This window comes from Thioalkalivibrio denitrificans (genome assembly GCF_002000365.1).
Lineage (GTDB): Bacteria > Pseudomonadota > Gammaproteobacteria > Ectothiorhodospirales > Ectothiorhodospiraceae > Thioalkalivibrio_A > Thioalkalivibrio_A denitrificans.
Genome location: NZ_MVBK01000091.1, coordinates 29,169 through 44,396, shown reverse-complemented (window position 1 = coordinate 44,396; position 15,228 = coordinate 29,169). Strand labels below are relative to the sequence as shown.

Here is a 15,228-nt window from a genome sequence, read left to right as displayed (position 1 = left end):
TCTTTGCGTCGAGGCTTTTCAAACCCGCCGCCACCAACGCCCACCGAACCGTCATTCCGGCAGGAAACGGATCTCTCCGTACCAGGCCCGGGCCTCGGAGCGGGTGTCGTCGCAGTCGGTCATGATGGCGACGGCGTCGATGCGCGTGATGTCCCGGTCGTGCAGATCACGAAAGTCCTCGACCACGTTGCGACGCTGAGTCACCCAGCGGCCCGCGTCCTCGTCGCCCGAGCGCACCGCGAGCATGCGGTTCTGCGCGGCATACGCATTGCGCCAGTCAGCCCCTTCGGGTTTCGCGCTGGCCCACACGTAATTCAGGGCACGGGTACGCCAGCGTGTCAGGCCACCGTCCGAGATCACATAGACCCGGGCGGGATAATCGTCCCCGGCGCGGGTGGTCTCGTCGATGTCCCCGTAGGTCGTCTCGATGCGCCAGGACCACTCCATGACCGGCGTGGCCGACAGATCGATCGGTTCCTCGAAGAACAGGCCGGAAGCGCTGCTGCGGCATTCCGCCTGCACGGCGGATCGACCATCCTTCTCCACCAGCGTGTACCGCGTCTCGCGGACGAAGGCGCGGTTCTCCCAGTCGGCGATGTCTTCGGGCGCAAACACCGGCCCCTCGCCGGCCTGTGCACCGGCCGTCATCAGCAGCAGGGCCGAAACGGCAATCCGGGGTCCGGTCATGTGCCACACACCCACGCCCATCGTCATACCGCCCAACGCAACGAACTGCGATTTTGACATGCGACCGCCAAAGCGGGCACAGGGTTCACCGTCGTCACGAAAGCCGGAACGCTTGTATGGAAAGGCGGCCCCTGCCTAAGCTGACTGGTACACATCTCGGGTCGATCCTCCGCCGGCGCGAGGGCGTCGAGATGCCGCTGTGACGGGGCACGCGGACCGGAAGACGGCGCAGGCGTAGCCGACACTACGCTGCTCAGGACCGGACGTAGGAGGCCCGACCCCGGGCCGAAGGCGGCGGCCGTTCGGGCTGGGCGGTTCGCGGCGGGGTCGCCGCTCCTACGCTGTGGACGCCCCGTCACAGCGCGCGGATCGGCGGCCGCAGTAGAAGGGTGGTGAGATACCCGGGCCAGGGTTCGCCGCGGCAACGAACCACTGACCACTGACCACTGACCAACACCAATGATCCCCGATCCCTTCGAACAGCCGCTTCCGGATCCGGAGCCGGAGACCGAGGCAGGCGGCACCTTCACCCTGGCGCTGACCCTGCGCTGGTCCAGTCCCGGCGTGGAACACAGCGACTGCCAGGTCCTGCAAGGAATCAACCTGCAGCGGGACAAGCTCCCCCCGGAACTGGAAGCCGGTCTGCGCGATCAACCCCACGGCACCCGGGTCACACACCGCTGGGAGCACGCCGAACCCCTGCCCCGGTACCGGGAGGACGACGTCCTGGACATCCCCGACAGCGCCTTCAATCGCCACCTGCGCCGCCGGATCATCGAGCCCCGTGCCGGGCGCTTCTACCCGCGGGGTTTCATCGCCGGGGTGCGCGGACTGCTGCGCGAAAACCGCACGCCGTTCAGGGTCGGCTCGGTCGGTGAGGACACGCTGACGGTCGATCTCAACCACCCCATGGCGGGCAGAGACATCGAACTCCAGGCCCGCGCGCTGGACATCAGGCACAGCCGCCGCAGCGGCACGGCAACCCACGACCTGGTGGAGCTGGCCGCCCACAACGGCCCGGGGATGCAGGCACGCTGGCGTGGGCAGCCCACGGACTTCTGGTCCGACGCCCCCTTTCGCCGGGAGGATCCCGCCCCGGACACCCGCTTTTATGAGAAGCCGCGCTTCGTCCAGCACCTTGACCGCGCCGCTCTCGCCGGGATCCGCCGGCTTTACGGGGCCCTGGTTCCGCCCGAGTCGACCGTACTGGACCTCATGTCCAGCTGGGTGTCGCACCTGGACGAGGTCGCCGCGCCGACCCGAGTGGCCGGCCTCGGCCTCAATGCCGAGGAACTGGACGCCAACCCGGTGCTCACCGAACGCCTGATCCACGATCTCAATGCGGAACCGCGCCTGCCCTGGGACGACGTGAGCTTCGATGCGGTGGTGTGCACCGTGTCCGTGGAGTACCTGGTGCATCCGGTGGAGGTGTTCTCCGAGGCACGCCGGGTGCTGCGTCCCGGCGGCCGGTTCGTCGTGACCTTCTCCGATCGGTGGTTTCCGCCCAAGGCCATCGCCCTGTGGGAGGAACTGCACCCCTTCGAACGGATGGGTCTGGTGGTGGAGTACTTCCTCGCCGCGGGCGGATTCGGAGGCATCACCACCTGGTCACTGCAGGGTCTGCCCCGCCCCCCGGACGACAAGTATGCCGACCGCCTGACCCTGTCCGATCCCGTCTTCGCCGTGTGGGGTCACAGGGAGAATTAAAGGCATCCGGTCGACGCAACACGCCTTCGCGGCTTCGCCTCGACCCGCAATTCACGTAAGCTGTAAGAAAACGCCGCGCAGTCATCGCCGAAACTGCCACGGACGACGTTTTGCACCGATGCCCGCCCGGGGTTTCAGTGGCAGACACTCCGAGTTCGGACAAAGCACCAGAGGGGAAAGTGCGCGATGACGACGAGGCATGATGGCGCCAACCGTACCGGCAACCGCCGGCTGCTCCAGTGGGTCGATGACATGGCCCGCCTGTGCAGGCCGGAACGCATCTACTGGTGCGACGGCAGCCAGGAGGAGTACGACCGGCTGTGCGAGGAGATGGTACAGAGTGGCACCTTCATCCGCCTGAACCCTGACAAACGCCCCAACAGCTACCTCGCCCGATCCCATCCCAGCGACGTCGCCCGGGTCGAGGACCGCACCTTCATCTGCTCCCGGCGCGAGGAGGACGCCGGCCCCACCAACAACTGGACGGACCCGGAAAAGATGCGCGCGCGGCTCACCGAGCTGTTCGACGGCTGCATGGCCGGGCGCACCATGTATGTGATCCCCTTCAGCATGGGCCCCATCGGCTCGCCCATCGCCCACATCGGAGTGGAGATCAGCGACTCGCCCTACGTGGCCGTCAACCAGCGCATCATGACCCGCATGGGTCAGGCGGCGCTGGACGCCCTGGGCGATGACGGGCACTTCGTGCCCTGCATGCACAGCGTCGGCGCGCCGCTCGCGCCGGGCGAACAGGACGTGCCCTGGCCCTGCGCCGCCGATATCGAGGACAAGTACATCTGCCACTTCCCGGAGACCCGGGAGATCTGGTCCTACGGCAGCGGCTACGGCGGCAACGCCCTGCTGGGCAAGAAATGCTTCGCTCTGCGCATCGCCTCGGTCATGGGCCGCGACGAGGGCTGGCTCGCCGAGCACATGCTGATCCTGGGCGCCGAGTCCCCGGAGGGCCGCAAGCACTACATCGCCGCCGCCTTCCCCAGTGCCTGCGGCAAGACCAACTTCGCCATGCTCATCCCGCCGCCCGCCTTCAAGGGCTGGAAGATCACCACCGTGGGCGACGACATCGCCTGGATCAAGCCCAACCCCGAGGACGGCCGGTTCTACGGCATCAACCCGGAGAACGGTTTCTTCGGCGTCGCGCCGGGCACCAACGCCCGCTCCAACCCCAACGCCATGGCCTCCCTGGATGCCAACGTCATCTTCACCAACACGGCGCTTACCGACGATGGCGACGTGTGGTGGGAGGGTCTCACCGAGGAGCCCCCGGAACATCTGATCGACTGGCAGGGCCGCGACTGGACACCGGGCTGCGGCCGCCCCGCCGCACACCCCAACTCACGTTTCACCGCCCCCATCAGCCAGTGCCCGTCCGTCGACCCACAGTGGGAGGACCCCAAGGGCGTGCCCATCGACGCCTTCCTGTTTGGTGGCCGCGTGAGCAAGAACTTCCCACTGGTGTTCCAGAGCTACAACTGGGAGCACGGGGTGTATCTGGCCGCCACCATGGGCTCCGAGGCCACCGCTGCCGCCATCGGGCAGGACGGCATGCGGCGCGACCCCATGGCCATGCTGCCCTTTTGCGGCTACAACATGGCCGATTACTGGCGGCACTGGCTGCGCATAGGCCGCGCCCACGTGGCCACCCCGCCCCTGATCTTCCGGGTCAACTGGTTTCGCAAGGACAAGCACGGGCGCTTCGTCTGGCCCGGCTTCGGCGAGAACATGCGCGTGCTGAAATGGATCGTGGAACGCTGCGAGGGCCAGGGCGCCGCGGTGGAAAGCCCGCTGGGCTGGCTGCCCAAATGGGAGGACATCTCCTGGGACGGCATCGATTTCGACCGCGACGACTTCTTCACCATCATGAACATCGACAAGGAGCGCGCCCGCCTGGAGACCGTCGACCAGGAGGAGCTGTTCACCCGCTTCGGCGATCACCTGCCCCGGGAGATGGAACTGGAGCGGGAGCTGCAGCTCTCGCGCCTGTATCACTCTCCGAGCGTCTGGGAACTTTCAAGGGCCGGCGCCCGTCCGGGCTGAGGGGCTGCCGCCTGCTGACGCCTCCCCGCATGCCCGCCCGGGCATGCGGGGATTCGCCCGGTCACGGCGCCGTCCCTGCCAAAGTTCATCCCGCATATCTCATCACCGTTCAGTCCCGGTTCATGACCCGCGCGTATGCTGAAACCATCGAGGCGCAAAGCGCGTATATGTATGCGAGGTCAAGGCCATGCGCACAGATGAAATCACCACCACGGCACCGGCCCGGACAGCTCTGCCCCTGCATCTCCCGTTCCGCCGCAATCCGTCCCTGGAGGTGCACCGGGTCGATGCGGGCCTGCTGCTGGTCGACCCCGCCACCGGGACCACCCGCCGCCTGGACCCCCTGGAAGCCGGCATCTGGTACCTGCTCAAGGACCCCACCACCGTGGAGGAGTCCGTCCTGACCCTGCAACGGACCTGCCCCGATCGCGACCCGGCCCGGATCCGCCACCAGGTGGAACAACTCTTCCGCGACCTGCTGTCGGTGCGCATGATCCTGGGTGAGTAGCGGCAGGCTGTTCACGTGCGTGCATCACGTTGGATCGGCTTGAAAAGCAAACCGCGAAGGGTCGCGAAGGTATGCGCGAAGGACGCGAAGTGACGTTGATCGGATAAGGCGCAGCCGACGATGCCCTGCTGACAAGTGAGAACGCGTACCATCGCGGTTAGCTTGTCCGCCAAACCTCCCTGTCACACACTCCCGCCACCTTACAGTCCCCTCCCGCGTAAGGAGGGGGCCGCCCATGTGTGATACCTTTCACAATCAGGGGAAATAACAATGCCCGGGCTAAGCATGGGACCACGACCAGAACAGGACGCACGCAGGGAGATCGACCGGTTGCTCACCGCCTCCGGTTGGGCGGTGCAGGGAGTGTCGAGATCCAGGCCGAGCGCTTCACGACAGACCTACCGCGCCTGGGCAACCCCCTGCCCTTCGCCGACCCGACCACCGGCGTGGAGACGCGCTTTACCAACGGCCCTCCCTGAGACATCTGAAGCTTCCTTCACCTCCGGAATTCTCCTTGCGCAGCCGGGACTGATTCCATGCTGATCTATACCGCCAACAAGGACCAGTTCGTTCGGGACGTTCTCCACAACGAAATTGATGATCGCATACTGGGGAAGATGCAGGCTTGCGGCTTAGGCGGCGTATCTCCAGCTGAACTCGCGTCATGGCGAAACTCTATGCAGTTTATGAAGAACATTCTCGATGTCCGGGACGTGCCGGACGATGCGGGAGTGGCCATCGAGTACGTCATCCCGCAAACAGGAAAGCGAATCGACTTCATACTGACCGGGCAGAACATCGAGGGTCAGGACACGGCTCTCATCGTGGAACTCAAGCAGTGGGAGACCGTTGAGGAAACCCACAAGGACGGAATCGTAAGGACCTTCCTCGGAGGCAGCCGGAGGGAGGTGCCGCACCCCTCCTATCAGGCCTGGAGCTACGCGGCACTCCTGAATGACTTCAACGAGGCGGTTGAAGTCCATCGTATCAACCTGAAAGCCTGCGCATACCTTCATAACTGCGTCTCGGATGCAGTGAATTCGCACTTCTACCGAGACCACCTCGAGCGCGCCCCGGCCTTCGTGAAGAAGGACACGGAGAGGTTGCGAAGCTTCATCTGTCAGCATGTTCGAAGAGGCGACCACAACCGCATCATCTACACCATCGAGAACGGGCGGATCCGTCCTTCGAAGTCCCTCGCAGATCATCTGGCCTCCCTGCTCAAGGGGAATCGAGAGTTCCTGATGATCGACGACCAAAAGCTGGTATATGAGAGCGCGCTGGAAGTCGCCGCACTCGGCCAGACGGGACGAAAGCAGGTTCTCATCGTCGAAGGGGGGCCGGGAACCGGGAAATCCGTCGTGGCAATCAATTTGCTCGTGGAACTGATCCAAAGGGGGCTAATTGCCCATTACGTCACCCGAAACGCCGCGCCGCGGGCTGTCTATGAGACCAAACTCACAGGACATTTTCGGCGTAGCCACATCGGCAATCTCTTCAAAGGCTCCGGTGCCTACCACGACGCACCAGCCAATTCCCTTGACGTACTGATCGTCGACGAGGCACACCGACTCAATGAGCGTTCCGGGATGTTTCAGAACCTGGGCATAAACCAGGTCATGGAGATTATCCGAGCCTCAAGGACAAGCATCTTCTTCCTCGACGAGGACCAGCGGGTTACCTGGAAAGACATCGGCTCACGACAGGAGATCGAGCACTGGGCCCGCTCCGAGGACACCACCGTACATCGGGCGGTGCTCCGTTCGCAGTTCCGCTGCAATGGCTCAGACGGTTATCTCGCATGGCTGGATCAGGCGCTGCAGATCCGTGACACGGCCAACCCGGATCTCGACGACCTGGACTACGCGGTGGAGGTCGCCGACTCTCCCACCGAGCTGCACAACCGAATTCGCTCTCTGAACGAATCAACCAATCGAGCGCGCCTTGTGGCCGGATACTGCTGGGACTGGATCAGCAAGAAAGATCCGAAGAAGCTGGATATCGAATTCCCCGAGCACGGTTTCGCGATGCGCTGGAATCTGGACAAGGATGGCCCTCTCTGGATCATGCAACCCGAGTCCGTCAATGAGATCGGTTGCATCCACACCTGCCAGGGACTGGAACTCGACCACGTGGGTGTCATCATCGGACCAGACCTGATCGCAAGGAACGGCCGCCTGATTGCGCAGCCAGAGGGGCGATCCCGCATGGATTCCTCCATCAAGGGATATAAGACCGATCGGAAGAAGAATGCCGTCGAGGCGGACGCTAAGGCAGCAGCGATCATCAAGAACACTTACCGCACACTCATGAGCCGGGGCACGAAGGGCTGTCTGATCTGGAGCTGCGACGCGGAGACGAACGAATACTTCAAGGCCCTGTTGAAACGACCTCACCAGCCGCCGATCAACTTGCCGCAGGAAGCGGCCGACATTCCCTTCCGGATCATTCCTGAGGATGAAGTACAGCCGTTCGTCAACGCTGTACCGCTTTTCGACTTCCATGCCGCCGCCGGTAACTTCAGCGAACACCAGAGCGTTTCAGGCTATCAGTGGGTTGAGTTGCCCAGCTATATCTCTCCGTCCCCAGGGATGTTCGTGCTGCAGGTAATAGGGGAATCCATGAACCGGCGCGTGCCGAACGGCTCCTGGTGCCTTTTCGAAGCGCCGCACGGAGGCACCCGACAGGGCAAGGTCGTCCTGGTACAGCATCACGATATCCAGGACCCCGACACCGGAGCGACCTTCACCATAAAGCGTTATGACAGCAGCAAGCGTTCTGATCCCGACACCGAATGGCAGCATGACCAGATCATCCTGCATCCCGACTCATACGACGCGGGCTATCAACCGATTGTGCTCGAAGACGATTCCATTAATGAGCTCCGGGTCGTTGGAGTTCTCAAGGCGGTATTGCAATAGGTACAGGCGTAACGGGGAAGTAGGTAGTTGAATGTGACCAGCCTGCTAGTTAAGTCCTCCGCCCCCCTTTTCTCCCTTTTTCTAAAGCGGGAGGATCTGGATGAGTTCGTGGCATGTTACAAACCAAGCAATCGCCACGACCGCACGGAGGAAAACCACCCTCACCCTCACCCTCTCCCTGAGGGAGAGGGGACTGGCGGCGAAGGGCGTTGGCGGGCCTACGATTACGACGAGCTGATCAAGCGCGACAAGGCCAGCTTGGACATCTTCTGGCTTCGGGACGAATCCCTTTCCGACTCCGACGACCTCCCCGCCCCGGAGGTCATCGCCCAGGAGATCGTGGAGGACCTTGAAGCGGCGCTGGAGCAGTTTCGGGAGATTGCGGGGGATCTGGGTGCGGACAGCGAAACAGCCAACGTGTAGGTCGGGCTTCAGCCCGATCGGGACATCCATCATCTTCTGCCCCAGGACGCAGACACTGTGACGAGCCAGCTCTTACCCCAAAGAACCAAACCTCCCAGAAATCCCAGTCCAGAATAATTCGCAATATGTGGCGATATAATGCACAATATAGGCATTATCTCGTCACAAATGGCGATCATGAGACTCGACGAAAAGCTCACAGACGACGCTGTGCTGGCGGAACTGGGCGATCGACTGGCCCGGCTGCGCATCGGGCGCGGGCTGACCCAGGCGCAACTGGCCAACGAGGCCGGGGTGGGCAAACGCACGGTGGAGCGGGCGGAGGCGGGGCACTCCGTGCAGTTGGTGACCCTGGTGCGGTTGTTCCGGGTGCTGGGCCTGATGAGCGCCCTGGATCAGCTCATGCCCGAGCCGGGGCCGACGCCCATGGAACGGCTCAAGGAAAAGACCACGGGCCGCGGCCGCCAGCGCGCATCCGGCCGCCGCACGCCCTCCGCCCCCAAGGCACGCACCGGCGGCAAGGCGTGGACATGGGGTGACGAATCGTGACGTCGGTGGCTGAAGTGAAACTCTGGGGCAGCACCATCGGCGCCGTCGCCCTGGACGACGGCGACGACGTCGCCAGCTTCGAGTACGACCCCGCCTTTGCCCGAAGCGGTATCGAGATTGCTCCGCTGACGATGCCACTCGGCCCCGGCGTTTACCGCTTTCCCGCCCTGGCGCGGGAAACCTTCCACGGTCTGCCCGGCCTGCTGGCGGATTCACTGCCCGACAAGTTCGGCAATGCCCTGATCGACGCCTGGCTGGCCACCCAGGGCAGAACCCCCGATTCCTTCAATTCCGTGGAGCGTCTCTGCTACACCGGCAGGCGCGGCATGGGCGCGCTGGAGTTCGAGCCGGTGACAGGCCCGAAGGCGCGGGCGGCGCAGAAGATCCAGGTGGATCAACTGGTGGCGCTGGCCTCGGACATCCTCACCCACCGCAGCGAACTGGCCACCCGTCTCAGCGACGAAATGCACAACGGCGACGCCCTGCAGCAGATCCTGCAGGTGGGCACCTCTGCCGGCGGAGCGCGCGCCAAGGCGGTGATCGCCTGGAACCCGGAAACCAACGAGGTGCGCTCCGGGCAGGTGGACGCGGGCGAGGGGTTCGGCTACTGGCTGCTCAAGTTCGACGGCGTGAGCGGTAACAAGGACAAGGAGCTTGAAGACCCCAAGGGCTACGGCGTGATCGAGTACGCCTACTCCCTCATGGCGCGCGATGCCGGGATCACCATGAACGAATGCCGCCTGCTGGAGGAGAACGGCCGCCGGCATTTCATGACGAAGCGCTTCGACCGGCTGGATGGGGGCGAGAAGCTGCATATGCAGTCCCTCGGGGCACTGGCGCATTTCGACTACAACATGGCCGGTGCCTACAGCTACGAACAGGCCTTCCAGGTCATCCGGCAATTGCGCCTGCCCATGCGCGACGTGGAGCAGCAGTTTCGCCGCATGGTGTTCAACATCGTGGCCCGCAATCAGGACGACCACGTGAAGAACATCGCCTTCCTGATGGACCGGACCGGGCGCTGGTCCCTCTCGCCGGCCTTTGACATGACCTACAGCTACCAGCCCGGCGGGCGCTGGACCTCCACCCACCAGATGACCCTGAACGGCAAGCGCGACGGTTTCGTGCCGGCGGACTTCGTCGCCTGCGCAGACGTGGCCGGCCTGAAACGGGGCCGCGCCGAAGCGATCCTCGACGAAGTACAACGCGTGGTGGCACGCTGGCCGGACTATGCTGACGAGGCGGGGCTCGATCCGGACCACCGCGACCGGATCCGCAGCGCACTGCGTCTGCCGGCGGACAGGTAGGCCACTGAATAGAAGGGAACCCACAACTGCGAGACCCACGCAGGGCCCGGCGGCCAGCGTTCCACCCCCCACCTGGCCCGCTTCTCCCACCACCCATCGATTGCGTCTGCTGCCCTTCTCATAACGAGTGCGTCGATGCGGCAAAGGCAGGAGCAATATGGTATATGCAATCGATGATCGGGTTATCTGTCCAGCAGAAACCCGGTTTCGGTTTCACGGGAGAACACGGTGGACGGTCCCTCACATTGGGGTTCCGGCACCGGAGGAAAAACAAGCAAGAACGAGGAGATGGATATGTTCGGAAAATGGTGTGTGGCAATAATGGTTTCAGGGCTGATGATGGCGGCCTTGGGCATGCAGGGGGTGACCGCCGGCGAAGTGGCACGGGCTCAGTTCACCACGGGTGTCACGGATCGCGAACCGGTCGACGCCGTCACAGGGGTGGACGCGGATACCCGGTCCGTCTTCTTCTTTACGGAACTGCGCGACCTCCAGGGGCGGCATGTGGTGCATCGCTGGGAGTATGACGGCGAACCCATGGCCGTGGTCGGCTTCGATGTGGGCGGCCCGCGCTGGCGGGTCTGGTCCAGCAAGCAGATGCAGCCGGACTGGCAGGGGCTCTGGCGCGTGCAGGTGGTCACGGACGACGGTGAAGTGCTGGCCGATGAGGTCCTGGCCTTTGGTGACGTGGACGCGCCGGCTGTTGACGATGCGGAGGAGATCATCGTGCCGGAGACCCATTTCATGCGGTCGGGGTCGTAGACGCACCGACCGGATGCGGCTGCGCCTTATCTGGCCTACGAGTTGTCGGCCTAAAGGCCGGCCTACATGCTGGTATTCAGATTGGGTTCGTGTGTCCGCTGTCGGCCTGAAGGCCGACCTACATTCCGGGGGACCCCGGAGCCTGTCCGAGTAATCTGCGCGTAGCACGGGACTTCTCAGCAGCAATCAAGACGCAATATGTCGTGACCCGCTTTGCCGCCATTGATTTCGAGACGGCCTGCCACGATGCCGACAGTGCGTGCGCTGTCGGCATCGTTGTGGTGGAGAACGGCGAGATCGTCTCCCGCCTCTACGAGATCATCCGCCCGCCGACACGCCGATTCGCCTTCACCCATATCCACGGCCTGACATGGCATGACGTAAAGGATGCCCGCCCGTTTGATGCCGTCTGGGACACCCTGTTACCAGCTCTGGAGGGCATCGATTTCCTGGCCGCCCATAACTCACCCTTCGACCGGAACGTGCTGCACGCCTGCTGCGGCACCTACGGACTCCCGCCGCCGGAGACGGGATTCGTGTGCACCGTGCAGCTTGCGCGTGCGCAATGGGACATCCGCCCTACGCGGCTGCCGGATGTATGCCGCTATCTGGGCATCACCCTGCGCCATCACGAGGCCGACTCGGATGCCGAGGCGTGTGCGCGAATCGTGATCGCGGCGCAGGAAGAAGGATGGCGGTTCCGTTGACCGATTGTTGAAGGCGGGTCACGGACCCTGATCGGGATCGACGGCGCCCGTGCACTCGGCGGCACGGCGCAGAAGCAATTGCCGTTCGCGATCATTGCCCGTGAGCGCCGCAGCGGCCTCGAACGCCTCGCGCGCCTCGTCGAACCGCCCGAGCCGTTGCAACAGGTCGCCGCGCACGCCGGGCAGGAGATGATAGCGCTGCAGGCGCGGCTCGCTGCACAGGGCGTCCACCATCTCCAGGCCCGCTGCCGGACCGAAGGCCATGCCGACGGCAACGGCCCGGTTGAGTTCCACCACGGGAGAGGGCGCCGCCTGTGCCAAGGCGTCGTAGAGCGCGGCGATGCGCTGCCAGTCCGTGTCCTCGGTGCTGGGCGCCTGGGCATGGCAGGCGGCGATGGCAGCCTGCAGCGTATACGGACCCAACGGTCCACCGAACGACAGGGCACGTTCCAGCGCAGCCAGGCCGCGACGGATCAGCAGGTAATCCCAGCGGCCGCGATCCTGCTCGCCTAGCAGCACCGGTTCTCCGGATTCCGTGGTGCGGGCCTTCAGGCGCGAAGCCTGCAGTTCCATGAGCGCCACAAGGCCGTGCACTTCCGCTTCCTCCGGCACCAGTTCCGCCAGAATGCGCCCGAGACGCAGCGCCTCGTCGCACAGGGAAGGACGCACCCAGTCGTCGCCCCGCGTCGCGGCATAGCCTTCGTTGAACACCAGGTAGATAACCTCCAGCACCGACGCCAACCGGTCTTCCAGGTCGGGGCCGCGCGGCACCTCGAAGGGCACCCGGGCCGCACCCAACGTGCGCTTGGCGCGCACGATGCGCTGCGCCACCGTGGGTTCCGCGGCGAGATAGGCTCGCGCGATCTCGTCGGTGGTCAGTCCGCAGAGCAGCCGGAGGGTCAGCGCCACGCGTGCGTCGGTGGACAACACGGGATGGCAGGCGGTGAAAATCAGCCGCAGGAGATCGTCGCCGATCGGGTCGTCCGGATCCGGCAAGCCCTGATCGCCGCCGTCAGATGCACGGGCCAGGTCGATCTCGTGACCCAGCTGCACGTGCTTCTCCGCCGCCTTGCGCCTGTGGCGCAGGTGGTCGATGGCGCGGTAACGTGCAGCCGCCGTCAGCCAGGCCCGCGGATTATCCGGGATGCCGGTCTTCGGCCAGGACTCCAGTGCCGCCACCATGGCGTCCTGGGCCAGCTCCTCGGCCACGCCCAGGTCTCCCGTCACGCGGGCCAGGTAGGCCACCAGGCGCGGGGATTCCATACGCCAGACCGCTTCGACCGTCTTCTGAACCTGCGTCCCCGTCATGACCGTGCCTGCAGCACCTGGATCAGGTGAAGCACGGGCCCAGTTCGCGCACCTCGACGGTGGCCCAACGCGCGGCCGGGCATTCGGCGGCAATGGCAATGGCCTGCGCCTTGTCGTCGCACTGCAGCAGGAAGTAGCCGCCGATCATCTCCTTGCTCTCGACGAACGGGCCGTCCACGACGCTCTTTTTCCCGTCGCGCACCCGCACGCGCACCGCGTCGGCATCGGTGCGCAGGGACTGGCTTACCTGCAGCAGACCACGCGACTTGAGCTGCCCGCTGTACTCGAGCATCTCCGCGTACAGGGCCCGCCCCTCTTCCTCGGTGCGCTCGCGGCGCTGGCCGACGGGTTCAACGATCAACAACATGTAGGGCATGCCTCGCCTCCCGGTTCAGTTTGAATGGTCGTCCTTCGCTGGCAGGTTGATCATCCAGCTCACCCCGTAACGATCGCTCACCATGCCGAAGCGCGGCGAGAAGAAGGTCTCGCCCAGGGGCATCAGCTCCTCGCCTCCGTCCAGCAGGGCGGCAAACATCCGGTCCGCTGTCTCGGCGTCGGGCACGGCCAGCGAGAGGGAAAACCCCCGGAAGCCCGGATCCGTTTCGGCGCAGCCGTCCGAGAGCATCAGCACCGCATCCCCGATGGCCAGTTCCGCGTGCATGATCTTATCCTCCCAGCCCGGGGGGATCGCGTCCGGCGGCATCGGATCGGGGCTCTCCCGGTAGCGCATCAGCATCGAGACCCTGGCGTCCAGCGCCTTGCGGTAGTAGCCCATGGCCTCCTCGCAACGGCCGTGGAAGAACAGGTAGGGCTGTATCTGCATGATCGTTTCCTCTGTCTGCTTGCGCGCGGCCGGCCCGGCGCACGATTCAGGTTCGGGTGCGCCCTGGCGGGGATTTCCCCCTTTCGGCCAGCCGTTCCTCCCGTTCGCGCAGTTCCGGCGTCAACGCCTCGCCGAAATCCTCCGCCTCGAAGACCGGTCGTATCTCCAACTCGCCTTCGGCGCCCGTGGGGTTCGGACAGCGCTTCGCCCACTCGATGGCCTCCTCCAGCGAACGCACCTGCCAGAGCCAGTAGCCCGCCACAAGTTCCCGCGTCTCGGTGAAGGGCCCGTCGATCACCCTGCGTCCCCTGCCGTTGAATCGCACCCGGGCACCGCGCGAGGTGGGGTGCAGGCCCTCGCCGGCCAGCAGCACCCCGGCCTTTGCCAGCGCCTCGTTGAAGCGGGTCATCTCTTCCAGCAGAGCTTCGTCGGGCATCACACCCGCCTCGGCATCCGGGCCGGCCTTCACCAGAATCATGCATCGCATGGTCAAGCCTCCTCTCGGGCCTGAACGGGGTCAGCGATGTCCCCATCCTGTAGCGTAGACGTTTGGGCACACTCAAGATCGACAGGCATCGCTCACCGGCCGGGGATTCGTTTCGCTCGGGCGCAACCCGCGCAGGGGGCCTCCGGCCCCCGTCAACGCGGTCGCATGCGACATTGACCCAGGTCATGGCACAGCTTCGGCGGCTGTAGTGCATTAGGACTGTGGGACCCGCGTGGTCCCTTCTGGGTCTGCTTTCCGTCCGGGCATTCGCCCCGACCCCCGGCGGACCGGAGGTGATGCAAGATGGATATCCTGCTCCTGGTGCTTCTGGCGGGTGCGTTCATTGCCACAGCCGCCTCGCTCGTCACCGGTCTGGGTGCGATGGCGTATGGCCGACGTCTCGATGAGAGACACAGCCATCACCTGATGGCTGCGCGGGTGACGATGCAGGGCGTAGCGGTCCTGCTGGTCTTGCTGATCGTACTCACCCGATTGGGTTAATGTCGTTCACCTGCCGCGCTGCCCAACCAGGGCAAGCCGCGCATGGCCGCCCGGTGGTTTGAACACCTGATCCGGGGTGATGCGGTGTCTTGCAATTCTGCAGGACAGCGCGGTGAGCCCCAATGCGCTTTCGTGCGCGCAGAATTCCTAGTGTCGTGTCCCGTAAATATCTTGCCATTCAGAGCCCCGCAAAAGCGCCAAGGCAAGGCGCACACCGCAGGCAATGGCAGGCCCTTGGCAAGGTGTGCACCCATCTGCCGGGAGCAGATGGGGACGGCCGCAGGCCGGCCCGAAGGGCGGACTCCAGGGATGGAGTCCGCAACGCGGCATTGGCGCTTTTGCGGGGCTCCCTTCGGGCGCGGCTGTGCGGGCGTGTGGCGGTGTTACGCTTGCTTGAAAGGGGGTGGGCCATTCCTGCGCAAGCTTGCCTTGCCACACGCCCGCACAGCCACGCTGAATGGCAAGATATTTGCGGGACACGAC

At 64.7% G+C, this 15,228-nt stretch carries 15 protein-coding genes; 10 read left to right on the top strand and 5 right to left on the bottom strand.

Features of this window, described 5'->3' with window-relative positions; translation table 11 throughout:
• Positions 1-51: 51 nt before the first annotated feature.
• Entirely contained in the window at positions 52-687 is a 636-nt protein-coding gene (locus B1C78_RS14005; RefSeq protein WP_245795434.1) for a DUF3047 domain-containing protein, read from the bottom strand.
• Between the two features lie 462 nt (positions 688-1,149).
• Here B1C78_RS14005 and B1C78_RS14000 point away from each other — a divergent pair, with 462 nt between their 5' ends.
• The 9 genes from B1C78_RS14000 to B1C78_RS13955 all read left to right on the top strand — a co-directional run bounded on the left by B1C78_RS14000 (position 1,150) and on the right by B1C78_RS13955 (position 11,626).
• Entirely contained in the window at positions 1,150-2,394 is a 1,245-nt protein-coding gene (locus B1C78_RS14000; RefSeq protein WP_425443981.1) for a methyltransferase domain-containing protein, read from the top strand.
• Between the two features lie 186 nt (positions 2,395-2,580).
• Positions 2,581-4,449: a phosphoenolpyruvate carboxykinase (GTP) gene (locus tag B1C78_RS13995; RefSeq protein ID WP_077279788.1), complete on the top strand. Its 1,869-nt coding sequence runs from the start codon at positions 2,581-2,583 to the stop codon at positions 4,447-4,449.
• 187 nt (positions 4,450-4,636) lie between these two features.
• Positions 4,637-4,957, top strand: a complete 321-nt coding sequence (locus B1C78_RS13990; protein WP_077279787.1) for a PqqD family protein — start codon at positions 4,637-4,639, stop codon at positions 4,955-4,957.
• A gap of 536 nt (positions 4,958-5,493) precedes the next feature.
• Positions 5,494-7,878: a DNA/RNA helicase domain-containing protein gene (locus B1C78_RS13980; RefSeq protein ID WP_077279786.1), complete on the top strand. Its 2,385-nt coding sequence runs from the start codon at positions 5,494-5,496 to the stop codon at positions 7,876-7,878.
• Positions 7,879-7,905: 27 nt separating this feature from the next.
• Positions 7,906-8,301 (top strand): hypothetical protein, encoded by a 396-nt coding sequence (locus tag B1C78_RS13975; RefSeq protein WP_217698041.1) that lies wholly within the window; start codon positions 7,906-7,908, stop codon positions 8,299-8,301.
• 177 nt (positions 8,302-8,478) lie between these two features.
• On the top strand, positions 8,479-8,850 hold the full coding sequence (locus B1C78_RS13970) for a helix-turn-helix transcriptional regulator (protein WP_077279795.1): 372 nt from the start codon (positions 8,479-8,481) through the stop codon (positions 8,848-8,850).
• Positions 8,847-10,157: a type II toxin-antitoxin system HipA family toxin gene (locus B1C78_RS13965; RefSeq protein ID WP_077279785.1), complete on the top strand. Its 1,311-nt coding sequence runs from the start codon at positions 8,847-8,849 to the stop codon at positions 10,155-10,157. The genes B1C78_RS13970 and B1C78_RS13965 overlap by 4 nt, the downstream gene beginning before the upstream one ends.
• 321 nt (positions 10,158-10,478) lie before the next feature.
• Entirely contained in the window at positions 10,479-10,919 is a 441-nt protein-coding gene (locus tag B1C78_RS13960; protein ID WP_245795435.1) for a DUF2914 domain-containing protein, read from the top strand.
• Between the two features lie 203 nt (positions 10,920-11,122).
• On the top strand, positions 11,123-11,626 hold the full coding sequence (locus tag B1C78_RS13955; protein ID WP_077279784.1) for a 3'-5' exonuclease: 504 nt from the start codon (positions 11,123-11,125) through the stop codon (positions 11,624-11,626).
• 18 nt (positions 11,627-11,644) lie between these two features.
• Here the strand turns inward: B1C78_RS13955 and B1C78_RS13950 are convergent, their stop codons facing one another.
• Genes B1C78_RS13950 through B1C78_RS13935 form a run of 4 tightly spaced genes read right to left on the bottom strand, consistent with a single transcriptional unit; the run spans position 11,645 to position 14,244 of the window.
• Positions 11,645-12,934, bottom strand: a complete 1,290-nt coding sequence (locus B1C78_RS13950; protein ID WP_077279783.1) for an RNA polymerase sigma factor — start codon at positions 12,932-12,934, stop codon at positions 11,645-11,647.
• Positions 12,935-12,956: 22 nt separating this feature from the next.
• Entirely contained in the window at positions 12,957-13,310 is a 354-nt protein-coding gene (locus tag B1C78_RS13945; RefSeq protein ID WP_077279782.1) for a YciI family protein, read from the bottom strand.
• Between the two features lie 15 nt (positions 13,311-13,325).
• Complete coding sequence (locus B1C78_RS13940) at positions 13,326-13,757, bottom strand: VOC family protein (protein ID WP_077279781.1); 432 nt, start codon at positions 13,755-13,757, stop codon at positions 13,326-13,328.
• A gap of 46 nt (positions 13,758-13,803) precedes the next feature.
• The gene (locus B1C78_RS13935; RefSeq protein ID WP_077279780.1) at positions 13,804-14,244 is read right to left on the bottom strand and encodes a YciI family protein; all 441 of its coding nucleotides are present in this window, start codon (positions 14,242-14,244) and stop codon (positions 13,804-13,806) included.
• Between the two features lie 303 nt (positions 14,245-14,547).
• Here B1C78_RS13935 and B1C78_RS13930 point away from each other — a divergent pair, with 303 nt between their 5' ends.
• Entirely contained in the window at positions 14,548-14,745 is a 198-nt protein-coding gene (locus tag B1C78_RS13930; protein ID WP_077279779.1) for an HIG1 domain-containing protein, read from the top strand.
• The last annotated feature ends 483 nt before the right edge of the window (positions 14,746-15,228 follow it).

Bases quoted from the DNA above. Each gene is read 5' to 3' on its own strand.
- B1C78_RS14005 (WP_245795434.1), bottom strand. From the start codon at position 687: ATGACCGGACCCCGGATTGCCGTTTCGGCCCTGCTGCTGATGACGGCC.
- B1C78_RS13995 (WP_077279788.1), top strand. From the start codon at position 2,581: ATGACGACGAGGCATGATGGCGCCAACCGTACCGGCAACCGCCGGCTG.
- B1C78_RS13990 (WP_077279787.1), top strand. From the start codon at position 4,637: ATGCGCACAGATGAAATCACCACCACGGCACCGGCCCGGACAGCTCTG.
- B1C78_RS13980 (WP_077279786.1), top strand. From the start codon at position 5,494: ATGCTGATCTATACCGCCAACAAGGACCAGTTCGTTCGGGACGTTCTC.
- B1C78_RS13970 (WP_077279795.1), top strand. From the start codon at position 8,479: ATGAGACTCGACGAAAAGCTCACAGACGACGCTGTGCTGGCGGAACTG.
- B1C78_RS13960 (WP_245795435.1), top strand. From the start codon at position 10,479: ATGGTTTCAGGGCTGATGATGGCGGCCTTGGGCATGCAGGGGGTGACC.
- B1C78_RS13950 (WP_077279783.1), bottom strand. From the start codon at position 12,934: ATGACGGGGACGCAGGTTCAGAAGACGGTCGAAGCGGTCTGGCGTATG.
- B1C78_RS13945 (WP_077279782.1), bottom strand. From the start codon at position 13,310: ATGCCCTACATGTTGTTGATCGTTGAACCCGTCGGCCAGCGCCGCGAG.
- B1C78_RS13940 (WP_077279781.1), bottom strand. From the start codon at position 13,757: ATGCAGATACAGCCCTACCTGTTCTTCCACGGCCGTTGCGAGGAGGCC.
- B1C78_RS13935 (WP_077279780.1), bottom strand. From the start codon at position 14,244: ATGCGATGCATGATTCTGGTGAAGGCCGGCCCGGATGCCGAGGCGGGT.
- B1C78_RS13930 (WP_077279779.1), top strand. From the start codon at position 14,548: ATGGATATCCTGCTCCTGGTGCTTCTGGCGGGTGCGTTCATTGCCACA.